This is a genomic window from Streptomyces hebeiensis (genome assembly GCF_052983195.1).
This window is the reverse complement of the sequence record NZ_CM129812.1, coordinates 911,919-926,862: the sequence shown is the minus strand read 5'-3', so window position 1 is coordinate 926,862 and position 14,944 is coordinate 911,919. Positions and strand designations below refer to the sequence as shown.

Annotated in this window: 14 protein-coding genes; 7 read left to right on the top strand and 7 right to left on the bottom strand. The window is 73.1% G+C overall.

The genetic code is table 11. The features are described 5' to 3' along the window. Positions 1-4 precede the first annotated feature (4 nt). Positions 5-988, top strand: a complete 984-nt coding sequence (gene meaB / locus ACU6P3_RS03955) for a methylmalonyl Co-A mutase-associated GTPase MeaB (RefSeq protein WP_447195938.1) — start codon at positions 5-7, stop codon at positions 986-988. Positions 989-1,148: 160 nt separating this feature from the next. Then, positions 1,149-2,222: an enoyl-CoA hydratase/isomerase family protein gene (locus tag ACU6P3_RS03950; RefSeq protein WP_447195937.1), complete on the top strand. Its 1,074-nt coding sequence runs from the start codon at positions 1,149-1,151 to the stop codon at positions 2,220-2,222. 175 nt (positions 2,223-2,397) lie between these two features. Here ACU6P3_RS03950 and ACU6P3_RS03945 read toward each other — a convergent pair whose 3' ends face one another. Beyond that, on the bottom strand, positions 2,398-3,102 hold the full coding sequence (locus ACU6P3_RS03945) for a TVP38/TMEM64 family protein (RefSeq protein WP_447195936.1): 705 nt from the start codon (positions 3,100-3,102) through the stop codon (positions 2,398-2,400). 349 nt (positions 3,103-3,451) lie between these two features. On the opposite strand from ACU6P3_RS03945, the gene tuf reads away from it, so the two are divergent. Both tuf and ACU6P3_RS03935 read left to right on the top strand, forming a co-directional pair. Further along, positions 3,452-4,621, top strand: a complete 1,170-nt coding sequence (tuf, locus tag ACU6P3_RS03940; RefSeq protein WP_447195935.1) for an elongation factor Tu — start codon at positions 3,452-3,454, stop codon at positions 4,619-4,621. A gap of 235 nt (positions 4,622-4,856) precedes the next feature. Then, positions 4,857-5,720, top strand: coding sequence for a spermidine synthase (locus tag ACU6P3_RS03935; protein ID WP_447195934.1), 864 nt, complete (start codon positions 4,857-4,859; stop codon positions 5,718-5,720). Between the two features lie 156 nt (positions 5,721-5,876). On the opposite strand, the gene ACU6P3_RS03930 is transcribed toward ACU6P3_RS03935, so the two are convergent. Next, a complete protein-coding gene (locus ACU6P3_RS03930; RefSeq protein ID WP_447195933.1) occupies positions 5,877-6,983 on the bottom strand; it encodes a DUF8017 domain-containing protein in 1,107 nt (368 codons plus the stop codon). 94 nt (positions 6,984-7,077) lie between these two features. Here ACU6P3_RS03930 and ACU6P3_RS03925 point away from each other — a divergent pair, with 94 nt between their 5' ends. From ACU6P3_RS03925 to ACU6P3_RS03915, 3 genes are all read left to right on the top strand, one after another. Further along, positions 7,078-7,530: a DUF4442 domain-containing protein gene (locus tag ACU6P3_RS03925; RefSeq protein ID WP_447195932.1), complete on the top strand. Its 453-nt coding sequence runs from the start codon at positions 7,078-7,080 to the stop codon at positions 7,528-7,530. A gap of 363 nt (positions 7,531-7,893) precedes the next feature. Then, positions 7,894-8,556, top strand: a complete 663-nt coding sequence (locus ACU6P3_RS03920) for a DedA family protein (RefSeq protein WP_447195931.1) — start codon at positions 7,894-7,896, stop codon at positions 8,554-8,556. A 175-nt stretch (positions 8,557-8,731) separates the two neighbouring features. Next, a complete protein-coding gene (locus ACU6P3_RS03915) occupies positions 8,732-9,958 on the top strand; it encodes a cytochrome P450 (RefSeq protein ID WP_447195930.1) in 1,227 nt (408 codons plus the stop codon). Between the two features lie 124 nt (positions 9,959-10,082). On the opposite strand, the gene ACU6P3_RS03910 is transcribed toward ACU6P3_RS03915, so the two are convergent. From ACU6P3_RS03910 to ACU6P3_RS03890, 5 genes are all read right to left on the bottom strand, one after another. Then, complete coding sequence (locus ACU6P3_RS03910; RefSeq protein ID WP_447195929.1) at positions 10,083-11,450, bottom strand: cytochrome P450; 1,368 nt, start codon at positions 11,448-11,450, stop codon at positions 10,083-10,085. Further along, positions 11,447-12,064, bottom strand: coding sequence for a GTP-binding protein (locus tag ACU6P3_RS03905; RefSeq protein ID WP_447195928.1), 618 nt, complete (start codon positions 12,062-12,064; stop codon positions 11,447-11,449). Before ACU6P3_RS03905 ends, ACU6P3_RS03910 begins: the two co-directional genes overlap by 4 nt. Continuing rightward, positions 12,045-12,401: a DUF742 domain-containing protein gene (locus ACU6P3_RS03900; protein WP_447195927.1), complete on the bottom strand. Its 357-nt coding sequence runs from the start codon at positions 12,399-12,401 to the stop codon at positions 12,045-12,047. The genes ACU6P3_RS03905 and ACU6P3_RS03900 overlap by 20 nt, the downstream gene beginning before the upstream one ends. Further along, entirely contained in the window at positions 12,398-12,817 is a 420-nt protein-coding gene (locus ACU6P3_RS03895; RefSeq protein WP_447195926.1) for a roadblock/LC7 domain-containing protein, read from the bottom strand. Before ACU6P3_RS03895 ends, ACU6P3_RS03900 begins: the two co-directional genes overlap by 4 nt. 130 nt (positions 12,818-12,947) lie before the next feature. Further along, positions 12,948-14,807, bottom strand: coding sequence for an ATP-binding protein (locus ACU6P3_RS03890; RefSeq protein ID WP_447195925.1), 1,860 nt, complete (start codon positions 14,805-14,807; stop codon positions 12,948-12,950). Positions 14,808-14,944: the final 137 nt, after the last annotated feature.

Genomic DNA, 14,944 nt, shown 5'->3' with positions numbered 1-14,944 from the left:
GTGCGTGCCGCCCCGGATCGACATCGACGCCTACGTCAAGGGCGTACTGGACGGCCACCGCTCGTCCGTGGCCCGAGCCATCACGCTGGTGGAGTCCACGCGCGCAGACCACCGCGCGCTCGCCCAGCGCCTGCTGACCGAACTGCTCCCGTACGCGGGAGGAGCGCGCAGGATCGGGATCAGCGGGGTCCCCGGCGTCGGCAAGTCCACCTTCGTCGACGCGCTCGGCACGCTGCTGACCGGGCAGGGACACCGGGTCGCGGTGCTCGCCGTCGACCCGTCCTCCAGCCGGACCGGCGGATCCATCCTCGGCGACAAGACCCGGATGGAGCGGCTGGCCGTCGATCCCGCGGCCTTCGTCCGCCCCTCGCCCACGGCCGGGACCCTCGGCGGGGTCGCGCGGGCGACCCGGGAGACCGTCGTCGTGATGGAGGCGGCGGGGTACGACGTGGTGCTCGTCGAGACCGTGGGCGTCGGCCAGTCCGAGACGGCCGTGGCGGGCATGGTCGACTCCTTCCTGCTCCTCACCCTCGCCCGCACCGGCGACCAGCTCCAGGGCATCAAGAAGGGCGTCCTCGAACTGGCCGACGTCATCGCCGTCAACAAGGCCGACGGCCCGCACGAACGGGACGCCCGCTCCGCCGCGCGCGAACTGGCGGGCGCGCTGCGGCTGATGCGCTCCCCGGACGCGGTGTGGACGCCCCCGGTCCTCAGTTGCAGCGCACGCGAGGGCACCGGGCTCGCCGAGGTGTGGGAACGCCTCGAACAGCACCGTTCCCTGCTCGACGCCGACGGCCGCCTCGCCGCGATCCGCGCCGACCAGCAGGTGGACTGGGCCTGGTCGATGGTCCGCGAGCGACTGCTGCGCCGGCTTCGGGAGGACCCGGCGGTCCGGGAGCTGACGCCGGAGCTGGAGCGCAGGGTACGGGAGGGCACGCTGACGGCGACATCGGCGGCCGAGCGGATTCTCGACGCGCTGGACCGCTGACCCGAGCGCGTCCCGCCGTCCCACGCGTCACCGTCCCGCTGTCCCGCGCGCCGCTGTCCCGCGCGCCGCCGTCCCGCGCGTCACCCGGCGCGGGGACCCGGCCGGGGCGGGCCGATACTGGGAACGACGCGTCGGCCCAGGGGAAGGAACCAACCGGAGCATGTCTCACGAGGAACCGGTACGGACCGCCAGGGCCGGGCGCACGGCCCGCGTCACGCTCAACCGCCCCCGTGCCCTCAACGCCCTCACCCACCCCATGGTGACGCGCGTCGCCGAGGCCCTGACCGAGTGGGAGCGGGACGAGAGCGTCGCCGCCGTGGTCGTCGACGGGGCCGGCGACCGCGGGCTGTGCGCGGGAGGCGACATCCGGGTGATCCACCAGGACGCGCGCACGAGCGGCGGTGCCTCGGCGCCGTTCTGGCGGGACGAGTACCGGCTGAACGCCCGCATCGCCCGCTACCCCAAGCCCTATGTCGCCCTGATGGACGGCATCGTGATGGGCGGTGGCGTCGGCGTCTCCGCGCACGGTGACGTACGGGTCGTCACGGAACGGTCGGCCGTCGCGATGCCGGAGACCGGCATCGGGCTGGTCCCCGACGTCGGTGGCACCTGGCTGCTCACCCGTGCACCCGGCGCGCTCGGCACCCATCTCGCGCTCACCGGACGGGCGGCGGGCGCCGCGGACGCGCTGCTGTGCGGGCTCGCGGACCACTACGTACCCGCCGACCGGCTGCCCGCGCTGCGCGCCGCGCTCGCGGACGACCGCGTACGGGACGGGGCGGACGTACGCGAGACGGTACGGCGGTACGCGTCGGCCCCGCCGGCCGGCCAACTCGCCGCCGACCGGGCCTGGATCGACGCCTGCTACGCGGCCGGCACCGTCGAGGAGGTCGTCGACCGGCTGCTCGGCCACGGCGAGCCCGCCGCCAAGGAAGCGGCGGAGACGATCCTGGGCCGGTCGCCCACCGCTCTCAAAGCCACCCTCGCCGCCCTGCGCCGGGCCGCCAGGCTGAACACCCTGGAGGAGGCGCTCGACTGGGAATACCGCGCTTCCTGTGCCGCGCTCGACACCCCGGACCTGCTGGAGGGGATCCGGGCACAGGTCATCGACAAGGACCGCGCGCCCCGCTGGTCCCCAGGGGAACTGGAGCGGGTGACGGAAGCCGACGTGGCGCGCTTCTCCGCCCCACCGCCCGGCGGGGACCTGGGGCTGAGCCCCGTATCGCGGAACTGACCACCGGGCCGGGGGCGGGCGCACCCGGGCGACGGATCCGGACCGCCGGGCCGGGGACCACAAGGCCCGGGTCGGCGGCCGGGGGCCACAGGACCCGGGGCGGCGGACCCGGGGCGGCGGATCCGAGACGGCGGGTCAGCGCCGTCGGGCCGCCCGGCACGGCCCGCCGTCGGGATCAGCGCCCGCGCAGATGATGGCGCTTGCGCCAGGCGACGGCCGCCGCGCCCAGCCCGGTCAGCACGATGAACCCCAGCGCGACCAGGAACACGGGGGACGTCGGGGCCGCCGCGCGGCTGCCCGCCACCACGTACGCCGCCGTGTTGGGAACCGACCCGAGAGCCGTCGCCAGCAGGAACGGCGCCCACCCCATCCGCGAGACGGCCGCGCAGTAGTTGGCCGCGGCGAACGGCACCCCGGGGAACAGCCGGATCGCCAGCATCGACCGGAAGCCGTGCCCGCTCAGCTGTCGGTCGGCCGCCGTGAGCCAGCGCCCGCGCAGCAGCGGGCGCAACGCCTCCTGGCCGAGGAACCGGCCGAGCCCGAAGGCCAGCCCCGCCCCCAGCACGGTCCCCGCCAGCGCCGCGGCCAGCCCGAACTGCGCACCGAAGAGCGCCCCCGCGGCCAGGTTGAGCAGCGGGCGCGGGACGAACGCGACCGCGCACAGCCCGTACGCCAGCGCGAACAGCACCAGGGCCGCGCCCCCGCCGATCCGGGCGGGCATGCCCTCCGTGAGCACTCTCTGGGGCTCGTACACCGACACCACGACGGCCGCCCCGGCCAGCACGGCGACCAGGACCGAGAAACGCGACCAGGGGGAGAGCAGGATCCGCGAGCAGTGGACGACGAGCCCCGAGGAGCCCCGGGTGATGGTGTCGGACATTCGGGGAGACTAACCGACAGACCTGTGTGATCGCCGCGCGGTGTTCCTCATGGCCCTCCGAAGGCGCGCCCAACCGGGCCGTCCGGAAAAACCGTTCGACGCGCGGAACACCACCGGGCCAGTATCGACGGCATGTTCCGGTACGCCTTCCCCGCAGCGCCGTCCGCAGTCGCGGACGCGCCGAAGGCTGCCGCGCGCCCCGCGCCCGCCGCACTCGACGCCGCGGCGGCGGCGCCCCTCGGCGGCGCCCGAAGCTGACCCTTCCCGGATCGTCCGGCGGACCCCGCAGGGGGAGGGTCGGCAAGACCCGGGGGTCCCGCTCACGCTTCGAGAAACGGTTGCGTACCTCATGTCCAAGACGGCGTACGTGCGGACCAAGCCGCACCTCAACATCGGCACCATGGGCCATGTCGACCATGGCAAGACCACCCTGACCGCGGCCATCACCAAGGTGCTCAGCGACCGGGGGACCGGCACCTTCGTGCCCTTCGACCGGATCGACCGGGCCCCGGAGGAGGCCGCCCGGGGGATCACCATCAACATCGCCCACGTCGAGTACGAGACCGACACCCGGCACTACGCGCACGTGGACATGCCGGGTCACGCCGACTACATCAAGAACATGGTGACCGGGGCCGCCCAGCTCGACGGGGCCATCCTCGTCGTCTCCGCGCTCGACGGGATCATGCCGCAGACCTCAGAGCACGTCCTGCTCGCCCGGCAGGTCGGCGTCGACCACATCGTCGTGGCGATCAACAAGGCCGACGCGGGCGACGCGGAACTGACTGACCTGGTCGAGCTGGAGGTCCGCGAACTGCTCACCGCGCACGGTTACGGCGGTGACACCGCGCCCGTCGTCCGGGTCTCGGGCCTGCGCGCCCTGGAGGGCGACCCGCGCTGGGTCGCCGCCGTCGAGGCCCTGCTGGACGCCGTCGACACCTATGTGCCGGTGCCCGTCATGTACACGGACGCGCCCTTCCTGCTGTCCGTGGAGAACGTCCTGACGATCACGGGCCGGGGCACGGTGGTCACCGGTGCCGTCGAGCGCGGCACCGTGCGCGTCGGGGACCGGGTGGAGGTGCTGGGCGCCGGTGTCGAGACGGTCGTCACCGGGCTGGAGACCTTCGGCAAGCCGATGGAGTCCGCGCAGGCCGGGGACAACGTCGCGCTGCTGCTGCGCGGCACGCCGCGCGACGCGGTCCGCCGGGGCCATGTCGTGGCGGCGCCCGGCAGCCTCGTGCCGAGCCGCCGCTTCACCGCGCGGGTCCATCTGCTGCCCGCACGGGAGGGCGGCCGCTCCACGCCCGTCACCACCGGCTACCGGCCGCAGTTCTACCTCCGCACGGCGGACGTCGTCGGTGACATGGACCTGGGCGAGGCGGCGGTGGCGCGCCCCGGCGACACGGTCACCGTGACCGTCGAGCTGGGCCGGGACACGCCGCTGGAGCCGGGGCTCGGCTTCGCGATCCGTGAGGGCGGCCGAACGGTCGGCGCCGGAACGGTCACCGCGCTGCTCTGAGCCGGCCGCCACCGCCGCGAGCCGGCCCGGCCGGGGCCGGCTCCAGGCCGGCGATCCGTCGCGGGGCGGTCTCGCCGCCCGGTCGGCCGGCCCCGCGCCCGGTCGGCCTCCACCCGGCAGGTTCGCGCGCCGGGGCGGGGCCGGCCTTCCGTCCTCCGGCCGGGCTTCGCCCTCCGGCCGGGCCCGGGGGCCGGGCGGTCGCGCCCGGCCGTTCCGCCCGCGCGACAATGGGCACGTGCACGAAGACCCCGCCTCCGTCCCCGAGCCCGTCCCCGTCGTCCGCGCCGTAGACGGCGGTACCGCCAGGCTGCTGCCCGACCTGGACCGGGCACGGGCCTGGCTGCTGACGGTCGACGACGCGCCGCAGTCGTACGTGGACCTGGACGAGCCGCGGCACCTGGAGTTCGAGTACGTACGGCGGCTCGCCCACGTCATCGACTGCGCGGCGGACGAGGGCACGCCGCTCACCGTCTGGCACCTCGGCGGCGGGGCGCTCACCCTGCCGCGCTACGTGGCCGCCACCCGGCCCGGCTCGGCCCAGCACGTCGTCGAGGCGGACGGGGCCCTGCTGGCGCTGGTGGCCGAGCGGCTGCCGATACCGGACGACAGCGGGATCACCGTGCACGGCGCGGACGCCAGGCGGTGGCTGGAGGCCGCTCCCGGCGGGGCGGCCGACCTGCTGATCGCCGATGTCTTCGGCGGCTCCACCGTCCCCGCGCACCTCACCTCCGTGGAGTACGCGCGACAGGCCGCCCGGGTGCTGGGGGCCGACGGGATCTACGCGGTGAATCTGGCCGACGGAGCACCGTTCGGCTTCCTCCGCTCCCAACTGGCCACCCTCGCCGCCGTCTTTCCCGAACTGGCGCTGATCGCCGAGCCGTCCGTGCTGCGGGGCCGCCGCTTCGGCAACACCGTCCTGGTCGCCTCCCGCCGCCCCCTCGACACGGCCGCGCTCGCCCGCCGTGCGGCGGCCGACGCCTTCCCCGCCCGGGTCGAGCACGGCCCGGCGCTGCGACGCCGGGCCGGCCGCGCGGCGCCGGTACGGGACAGCGGGGCGGTGCCCTCACCCCGCCCGCCCGACGGCGCCTTCAGCGTCTGAGACGTCCGGCGCCGACGCGGCCACCAGGTCCTTCGCCTCACGACGGGTCAGCCTCCGTACGTCGGGCACGAACAGTACGGCGGCCGTCAGCAGCACCACGAGAGCCGCACACCCCCACAGCGCTTGGGTCCGGCCGCCCGGCGCCCGGGGGCCGGCTCAGGCGGGCGGCGAGGCCAGCCGCACCGTGCTCATGATCTTCTTCATGGTGTCGTCCGACAGCTCGTCGGGGACACCGGCGTTGGCGTACAGCACCCAGGTCGCGTAGTCGCCCTTGGCGTTGGTGAAGGTGAAGGCGATCGACTTGCCGTCCGTGTCGCACTTGTTCTTCTTGGCGACGCCGGTGGCGGTCGCCGTCGCGTAGTGGCCCTTGAGACCGGTCGTGGTGGTGTAGGCCTCGGCCTCGCTCATCTTCACCGTGCCCGACTTCGTGGCCTCCTCCGGGGTCTGCGCCTGGTCGTACGCGGCCCAGACCCAGGTCCCCGCCTCGCTGCGGGCCGCCGACGCCGTGTCCTTGGCGCCCCGGCCGCCCTTGGTGCCGACGCCGGCGAGGCTGCTGTCCTCTTCCTTGCCGTCCTTGTTGGTGTCCTGCGAGCACCACTGCGACTTGTAGGTCGCGGGGGCGGAGAAGGTGACGACGGGCGAGCCGTCCCCCTTCGCGGCGTCCTCGAACCCGGAGTGGACGTCGGGCTTGTCGACCTCCCAGTCCGCGGGCACGTCGAACTGGGTGCCGTGCTTGGGATTGGTCACGACCTTCCAGCCCGATATCTGCGGCTTGTTGGCGGATCCGTCCCGGGGGTTGGCGACGGACTCGGCCGGCGCCGGGTCCTCCTCGGACGCGGATGCCGACGCGGACGCCTTGCCGTCGCCGGAGGCCGTGTCCTTCTTCTCGTCGTCGTCGCCCAGCACGAAGAACGCCGTGCCCGCGGCCACGGCCACCACCACCGCCGCGGCGACGGCCGCCACGACGGTCGTGTTCTTCTTGTCCTTCGAGGGGCCGGGGCCACCGGGCGGCCCCGGTACCGAGTACTGCTGCGGCACGGTCGGCTGCTGGTACGGGTTGGGCTGCTGGCCAGGCGGTCCGGGCGGTCCGGGCTGGGCCGGCTGCTGCCCGGACGGCGGGTGACCGGGCTGCTGGTACCCCGGCTGCTGGTAGCCGGGCTGCTGATACGGATTCGGTTGGTGGTACCCCGGCTGCTGGTACGGATTCGGTGTCTGGTCCTGCGGGTTCTGCTCGCCCCCGGGCGGCTGCTGTCCTGGCCACATGGCGAATAACGATAGAGGTGCTTTTCGGCCGCTGCCACGTCCGGCCCGTCAGGGGATGGTGAAGCTCTACTACTCGTAGGTAACATCGCGTCGTATGAGCGCCGATCAGATGTCCACCGGCGAACTGCTCGCCGCCACCGTTCCGATGGTCAGGACCCTGGGGCTGGAATTCCTGGAGACCACCACGGAACGGGCCGTCGTCCGCCTGCCGGACCGGCCCGACTACCACAACCACGTCGGTGGCCCGCATGCCGGAGCGATGTTCACGCTCGCCGAGAGCGCCAGCGGCGCGATCGTCCTGGCCGCCTTCGGCGACCAGCTCGGCCGCGCGGTGCCGCTCGCGGTCCGGGCGGAGATCGACTACCGCAAACTCGCCATGGGCGCGGTCACGGCGACCGCGACGCTCGGCCGGCCGGTCCGGGACGTGGTGGCGGAGCTGGACGCGGGGGAGCGGCCCGAGTTCCCGGTGGTGATCGCCCTCGCCCGGGAGGACGGCGCGGTCACGGGAGAGATGACCGTCGTATGGACCCTCCGCCCCAGCGCCTGATCGTCCGCGCGCCACGGGCGGCGGTGCCACTCCGGTACCTGACGGCCACGGCACGCGGTGCCGCTCCGGCGCCCGGTGGCCCGGCCGGCGGGTCCACCCGCCGGCCGACGGATTCGGCCCGGGGCCGGCCGGTTCCCTCCGGTACCTGATCGTTCCCGGCCGGCCGCTCCATGTTCCCGGCCGCCTCGGGACACCGGGTAGGCTGCACGGGCGTGCGCTCCACCCGCGCACGCCCGCGCGGCGGCCGCCCGCGAGAAGCGGGCACACCCGAGCCGCCCGGCCGCGATCAGCTGTCCTGACCGTCGCGCCGACCGTCGCGGACCGATCACGCGGACATCGCGCACTTCACGGAAGGAACCGGCGTTGCACGTCCAGGAGTGGCTTGAGACCGTCCCCGCGGTCAGCGTCTACCTCCTGGTGGGGGTGGTCATCGGGCTCGAAAGCCTCGGTATCCCGCTGCCGGGCGAGATCGTGCTCGTCAGCTCCGCGCTGCTCGCCTCCCAGCACGGCGAGATCGATCCGTTCGTCCTGGGCACCTGTGCCACCGCCGGCGCGATCATCGGGGACTCCATCGGCTACGCCATCGGCCGTAAGGGCGGTCGGCCCCTGCTCGCCTGGCTCGGGGGCAGGTTCCCCAAGCACTTCGGCGAGGCACAGATCGCGATGGCGGAGCGGTCCTTCGAGAAGTGGGGGATGTGGGCGGTCTTCTTCGGCCGGTTCGTGGCCCTGCTGCGGATCTTCGCCGGACCGCTGGCGGGCGTGCTGCGCATGCCGTACTGGAAGTTCCTGATCGCCAACGTGCTGGGCGGCATCGTCTGGGCCGGCGGTACGACAGCGGTCGTCTACACCGTGGGCGTGGTCGCCGAGGCCTGGCTCAAGCGCTTCTCCTGGCTCGGGCTGGTGCTCGCCGTCCTCATCGGGCTCACGTCCATGCTCGTCCTGAAGAACCGGGCGAAGAAGGCCGCCGAGCGGGCGGCGGCGACGCCGGCGCCCGGGGAGCCCGACACCGTTCCCGCCGCCGACTGACGCCCACGACGCCGCCCCACATCATCCCTCGGGCGGGAGCCCGCGCCGCGACGGGCGCACTCGGTGGCGCGCGCCCGGCCGGGGCCTGGCCTGTTCTCGACGGCGGTTGATCAATAACCTTGGTCGTACGGAGCGTCCGCCGATCCGGACCGTACCGACCGAGGGAGCAGCATCCATGCCCACCGCACCGCAGGTCCCCGACATACTCTCGCCGGAGTTCGCCGCGAACCCGTATCCGGCCTATCGCGTCATGCGGGAGAGCGCGCCGCTCATCTGGCACGAGGCCACGCGGAGCTACATCATCTCCCGGTACGACGACGTGGAGCGGGCCTTCAAGGACAAAGAGGCCGCTTTCACCACCGAGAACTACGACTGGCAGCTCGAACCCGTCCACGGAAGGACCATCCTCCAGCTCAGCGGCCGGGAACACGCGGTCCGCCGGGCCCTGGTCGCCCCCGCGTTCCGCGGCGGCCAGCTCCGGGACTCCATCCAGCCGGTCATCGAGCGCAACTCCCGCGAACTGATCGACGCCTTCCGGCACACCGGCTCCGCCGATCTGGTCCGGGACTACGCGACCCGGTTCCCCGTCAATGTGATCGCCGACATGCTGGGTCTCGACAAGGCCGACCACCCCCGGTTCCACGGCTGGTACACCGCGGTCATCGCCTTCCTCGGCAACCTGTCCGCCGACCCGGAGGTGGCGGCGGCCGGTGAGCGGACCCGCGTCGAGTTCGCGGAGTACATGCTGCCCATCATCCAGCGGCGCCGGGAGGACCTGGGCGACGACCTGCTGTCCACGCTCTGCGCCGCCGAGGTCGACGGCGTACGGATGAGCGACGAGGACATCAAGGCCTTCTGCAGCCTGCTGCTCGCGGCCGGGGGCGAGACCACGGACAAGGCGATCGCCGGCATCATCGCCAATCTGCTGGCCCACCCGGACCAGTTGGCGGCCGTACGCCAGGACCGCGGCCTGATCGAGCGGGCGTTCGCGGAGACCCTCCGGTACACCCCGCCGGTGCACATGATCATGCGGCAGACCGCGCGGGACGTCGAAGTCAGCGGTGGCACGATCCCGTCCGGAGCCACGGTCACCTGCCTGATCGGGGCCGCCAACCGGGATGACGCCCGCTACCGCGACCCGGACACCTTCGACATCTTCCGCGAGGATCTGACGACCACGACGGCCTTCTCCGCCGCCGCCGACCATCTGGCCTTCGCCCTCGGCCGGCACTTCTGCGTCGGCGCGCTGCTGGCCAAGGCCGAGGTCGAGACCGGCGTGAACCAACTGCTCGACGCCATGCCGGACATGCGCCTCGCGGACGGCTTCGACCCGGCGGAGCGCGGGGTGTTCACGCGCGGGCCCGAGTCCCTGCCGGTGGAGTTCACGCCCGTCGGGTCCTGACGGCGGGCGGCGGGCCCGGTACGACACCGTACGGCACGTGCGGGCACCGTACGGCACATGCCGGGCACCGTACGGCACGGGGTGGCCGGGCGCGGGCGGCGGGCACATCCGCCGCCCGCGTTCGTCACCGTACGACGGGAGTGAACCGCACCGGCAGCGAGGTCAGCCCGCGCATCCAGATCGACGGCCGCCAGGTCAGCTCCTCCGGCTCCACCGCGAGCACCACGTCCGGCAGCCGCTCCAGCAGCGTCTCGATCGCGGTACGGGCGATGACGTCGGCCAGCAGCGGGCCGGGGTAGAGGCAGCGGTGCTCGCCGTTGCTGAACGACAGGTGCGCCGAGTTCTCCGCCCCGACATGCCCCTCGGGCCAGATCTGCGGGTCCGTGTTGGCCGCGGCGAAGCCCAGCACGAGGCAGTCGCCCGCCTTGATGTGCCGGCCGCCCAGCTGGGTGTCCCGCACCGCCCACCGGCCGACGAAGTTCTGCGTCGGGGTGTCCAGCCACAGCACCTCGTTGAGCGCGTGTCCCACACTGAGTCGGCCGCCCGACACGTTCAGCGCGAACCGGTCGTCCGTCAGCAGCAGCCGCAGCGTGTTGCAGATCCAGTTGGCCGTCGGCTGCTGGGCCGCGGCGATGACGGTGATCAGGTCCTGGACGACCTCCTCGTCCGTCAGCCCTGCCGGGTGGGCCAGCATCCGGGACGTGACGTCGGGACCGGGGCTGTTCCGCTTCTCCTTGACCAGCCGCTCCATGCGCTCCTGCACGCGCAGGTACGCGGCCACGGGGTCGTCGCCCTCGGGCGCGTCCAGCGAGATCTTCAGGTCCCGGACCAGGTCCTCGGTGTCCACGTCGCCTTGTGGTATCCCGCAGAGCTGGACCACCGCGCGCATCGGCAGAGCGTGCGCGTAGGAGGCCATCAGCTCGGCCTGCCCGCTGCCGGCGAACGTGTCGATGAGCCCCTCGGCGATCTGCCGGCACACATGGGCCAGTTCGAACTGGTCGACGGCCTCCAGCGCCTCGCTGATCACGCCGGCCCGCCGCTGGTGCTCCGCTCCCTCGGTGAACAGCAACGAGGGCTGGTAGCCGACGAACGGCATGAGCGGCCAGTCGGCGGGGATGTTGGGCCACTGGTTCCAGCGCCGTGAGTCCCGGGCGAAGAGGTCGTCGTGGCTGGTGACGTAGCTGACCTCGGCGTAGCCGAGCACCAGCCAGGCGGGGATGTCCCCGTCGAGCAGGACCGGGGCGACCGCGCCGTGCTCGCGGCGCAGCGTCCGGTACAGCTGGGACGGTGTCTGCTGGTACTCCAGCCCACTGAGCGGTACCGCGCCCGGGACCGCGGCGCCGGCGCCCGCGTGCGCCGGGCAGCCCGGGGGCGGGCCCTGAACGTCGGCGGGGCCGGCGTGTCGGCCGGGGGCAGTGGCCTCCACGGCGCCGACGGCGTCCATGGGGTCGACGGGTCCTGCGGGGCCGAGGGGGCCTGCGGGGTCGGTCATGGTGTCATCTCCCGGGCCATGGCCAGTTCGTAGAGGTGGTCCACGAGGGTGATCAAGACGTTCTTGCCGGAGGAGCGTACCCGTGCGTCGCAGTCGACCAGCGGGACGTGCTCCGGCAGCGACAGCGCCTGGCGGATCTCCGCCAGCGAGAACGAGGAAACGTCGTCGTCGAACCGGTTGACGGCGACGACGAAGGGCGTCTTGTGGTGTTCGAGCCGGTCGATGGCGTACCAGGAGTCGCTCATGCGGCGGGTGTCGACGAGGACGACGGCGCCGAGGGTGCCGAGGAAGAGGCGGTCCCAGAGGAACCAGAAGCGTTCCTGTCCGGGGGCGCCGAACAGGTAGAGGACCATCGTCTCGTTGAGGCTGATCCGGCCGAAGTCGAAGGCGACGGTGGTGGTGGTCTTGTGGGGCAGTCCGGCGGTCTCGTCGACTCCGACACCGGCCTGGGTCATGACCTCTTCGGTGTTGAGCGGGCGGATCTCGCTCACGGACCGGACGAGGGTGGTCTTGCCGACCCCGAAGCCGCCCACGACGACGATCTTGAGGCCGGTTTCGGCGGCGTCCGCCAGCGGAGTGCGGGTGGCGGGCAGTTCAGAGGTTGCGGAGTCCATTGAGCACCTCCTTCAAGAGGGCGGAGTCGGGAAGGTCGGCGGAGCGTGTGGGGCGGGGGTGCCTGGCGGTGATCCGGCCCGTCGCGAGGAGGTCGCCGAGCAGGATCCGGACCACCGTGATCGGCAGTTTCAGCTCGGCGGCCACCTCGACCACCGCGGTGGGGTGGCGGCACAGTTCGAGGATGCGGACGTGTTCGGACTGCATCCCCTGCGCCGGCTCGCACTCGCTCACGATGAGGGTGACCAGGTCGAAGGTGTCGTCGTCGGCCCGGCTGCGACCGCCCGTGACGGTGTACAGCCGGTCGGGATCCCCGATGTCGACGGGCCGACGGATCATGATCGCCGGTTGCCCTGGGCGGGTGTGCGGGGTTCGGCGCGCAGGTGCTCGCCGATCTGTTCGACCAGTCCGGTCATCTGGTGGCCGACGACGCCGGGGTCGGCGCCGTCCTCGGCGATGACGGCCAGGTGTGCGCCGGAGCCGGCCTCGACGATGAAGAGGAGGCCGCCGTGGAACTCGGTCATGGAGTGGCGTACGCCGCCGGATCCGTTGCCGAATTCGACGGAGGCGCCCTGGGCGAGTGCCTGGATCCCGGAGCAGATCGCGGCGAGCTGGTCGGCCTGGTCGAGGGTGAGGTTCGGGGTCCAGCAGAGTTTCAGGCCGTCGCGCGAGAGCACGAGGGCGTGGCGGGTGCCGGGTGTGCGCTCCAACAGGCTTTCGAGGAGCCAGGTCAGGCTGTTGTCAGTGGTCTGCATGGTGTACATGGGGCTGGTGATGCCGGGAAGGGCGGTCGTCGGCCCCGTGCCTCCAATCTCACGTTCCGGGTGGGGGCGGCGCCTCATGACCCCGGGCGCCTTACGGGGACTCATGGGGAAGGGACGGCCGTCACTCGGCGGGGGTTCCCGAGGGGCCGTCCGGGGAGCGGCGCGCGCGGTGGAAAGCGCCGAACTGGGCGCCCGCGTCACGGGACGGCCGGGCGGCCTCGCCCTGGGACCCCGGCCGGGGACGGCCGCGGTCGGCGGCGGCCATGGTCCGGCCGGGCGGACGGACGGGCAGCCCGTTCGGCGTCGAGAGGCCAGGACCGTCGGCCGGGCCGGTGGCCGGGGCCGCGAGCGCGTCGGTGGGCCCGTCGGTGGTGGGCGTCCGGGGCTCGGCCGGGGTGGCAGAGGGCCCGGAGGCGTAAGGGGCCGCAGGGGCGGCAGCCTGGCCGGGAGACTCCATCGGGACGGCCGCCGGTGCGGGCGTGGCCGGGGAGGCCGACCGAGGCAGGGGGCCCGCCGGCGCGGGCGGATCGGGCAGGGCGGGCGGCGACCCGGCCGAGGCCGCCGTTCCCGTCGGCGCGTCGGGTGTGCGGGCAGCGGGGCGGCGCAGCGACTGGGTGGGCTGCTCGGACGTCGGTCCCTGGTCCTGCGCGAGCAGTTGGGGCGGGAAGAGGACGACGACGCCGGTGCCGCCGCGCGACGACGGCCGGTAGTTGACACTGATGTGGTACTTGGCGGACAGCCGCCCCACTACCGCCAACCCCAACCGCGTGCCCTGAAGGAGGGCGAGGTCGGTGACACGGCCCGAGACGGCCTCCTCCGCACGGCGCATCGCCGCGGCCGCCATCTTCAGACCACTGTCCTCGATCGTCACCACGATCCCGGCCGCACGCTCCTCCACATACACATGAACCTCATCGATCGGCGGCGAGAAATTAGCCGCGTTGTCCATCAACTCGGCCAGCAGATGCATCACCGGCTCCGCCGCGAACCCCGCGATCGCCGCCCTGCTCGAACAGTGCAGACGCACCCGCTGATACGCGGCGATCCGCCCCACCGCACCCCGCAGAATCGACTCCATACCGATCGGCTTGTTCCACGAACGACTCGCCCGGCCACCCATCAACAGAGCCAGCCGGTCCGTCAACAACCCCAACTGCGACGTATTGTGATCCAGCCTGAGCAGATCACCGAACACCTCCGCACCATGCCGGTCCTGCATCTCCCGCAGATCCGCCAGCATGCTCACAGCCTTCGCCTGCACCCGGCTCAACGCCTTCGCACTCGCCGCCTGCGCCGCCGCCGCCCGCCGCTCACTGACCGCCAGCTCCCTGACCACCACCTCCACCAAAGAAGCCAGCCGAGGCTCCCCGGGCACGGCCAAACCACCCAGCACACTCTCCGCCGACCCACCCGAACGCAACCCACCGATCGCATCCGGCAACACCTTCGACACGATCAGATCCAGATCACCCGCCCCCCGCTCCAACCGCCCCAGAGCACCATCACGCTCCACCACGGCACGAGCCGCACGCCCCTCCGCATCCGCCAACTCCACGACGAACATCTCCAAGGCGCGGCGCAGCTGGAGATCGGACGGCGGCGGCGTGGCGGCCAGGGTCTCCTCGGCGCCCGCGCCCTCCCTGACCCTCTTGAGCACGGCGGGGAGCGTGACGTTCACCAGGTGGGCGGAGTCCGCGCCGGTCCTGGCCAGCTGGGCCTGCGCCGTGCGCGTGTCCTCCTCGGCCTTGGCCGTGCCGCGCCGACCGCGCCCCAGCGCCAGCGCGCAGGAGACGACGGCGACCGCGACGCACACCCAGGCGACGACGACCGTGGTGACCACCCAGGTACGAGCCTGCCCGGGAGCCGTCGCGGCCACCGCGCCGCCGACGGCGCCGGCCACCACCACCAGGGTCAGGGGTACGGCCAGGGAGGTCCGGGGGGTGCGTATTCGGCGCGGACTGGGGGCGACAGGAGCTGGCATTCCGCGGTCCCTAGGTAATCGAGTGCGAGGAGCAGACCGGCCGACCTGCGGGAATCGGCCGCACGGGCGGAATCGGACACCGATGGGGACGGCGATCTTCCGCACCACATGTGGCGCTCATGCTAACCACGTGCGGC

Coding starts and splice junctions, on each gene's coding strand:
- ACU6P3_RS03930 (WP_447195933.1), bottom strand. CDS start 6,983: ATGTGGCCAGGACAGCAGCCGCCCGGGGGCGAGCAGAACCCGCAGGAC.
- ACU6P3_RS03900 (WP_447195927.1), bottom strand. CDS start 12,401: ATGATCCGTCGGCCCGTCGACATCGGGGATCCCGACCGGCTGTACACC.
- tuf (WP_447195935.1), top strand. CDS start 3,452: ATGTCCAAGACGGCGTACGTGCGGACCAAGCCGCACCTCAACATCGGC.
- ACU6P3_RS03915 (WP_447195930.1), top strand. CDS start 8,732: ATGCCCACCGCACCGCAGGTCCCCGACATACTCTCGCCGGAGTTCGCC.
- ACU6P3_RS03895 (WP_447195926.1), bottom strand. CDS start 12,817: ATGCAGACCACTGACAACAGCCTGACCTGGCTCCTCGAAAGCCTGTTG.
- ACU6P3_RS03950 (WP_447195937.1), top strand. CDS start 1,149: ATGTCTCACGAGGAACCGGTACGGACCGCCAGGGCCGGGCGCACGGCC.
- ACU6P3_RS03905 (WP_447195928.1), bottom strand. CDS start 12,064: ATGGACTCCGCAACCTCTGAACTGCCCGCCACCCGCACTCCGCTGGCG.
- ACU6P3_RS03945 (WP_447195936.1), bottom strand. CDS start 3,102: ATGTCCGACACCATCACCCGGGGCTCCTCGGGGCTCGTCGTCCACTGC.
- ACU6P3_RS03890 (WP_447195925.1), bottom strand. CDS start 14,807: ATGCCAGCTCCTGTCGCCCCCAGTCCGCGCCGAATACGCACCCCCCGG.
- ACU6P3_RS03910 (WP_447195929.1), bottom strand. CDS start 11,450: ATGACCGACCCCGCAGGCCCCCTCGGCCCCGCAGGACCCGTCGACCCC.
- ACU6P3_RS03925 (WP_447195932.1), top strand. CDS start 7,078: ATGAGCGCCGATCAGATGTCCACCGGCGAACTGCTCGCCGCCACCGTT.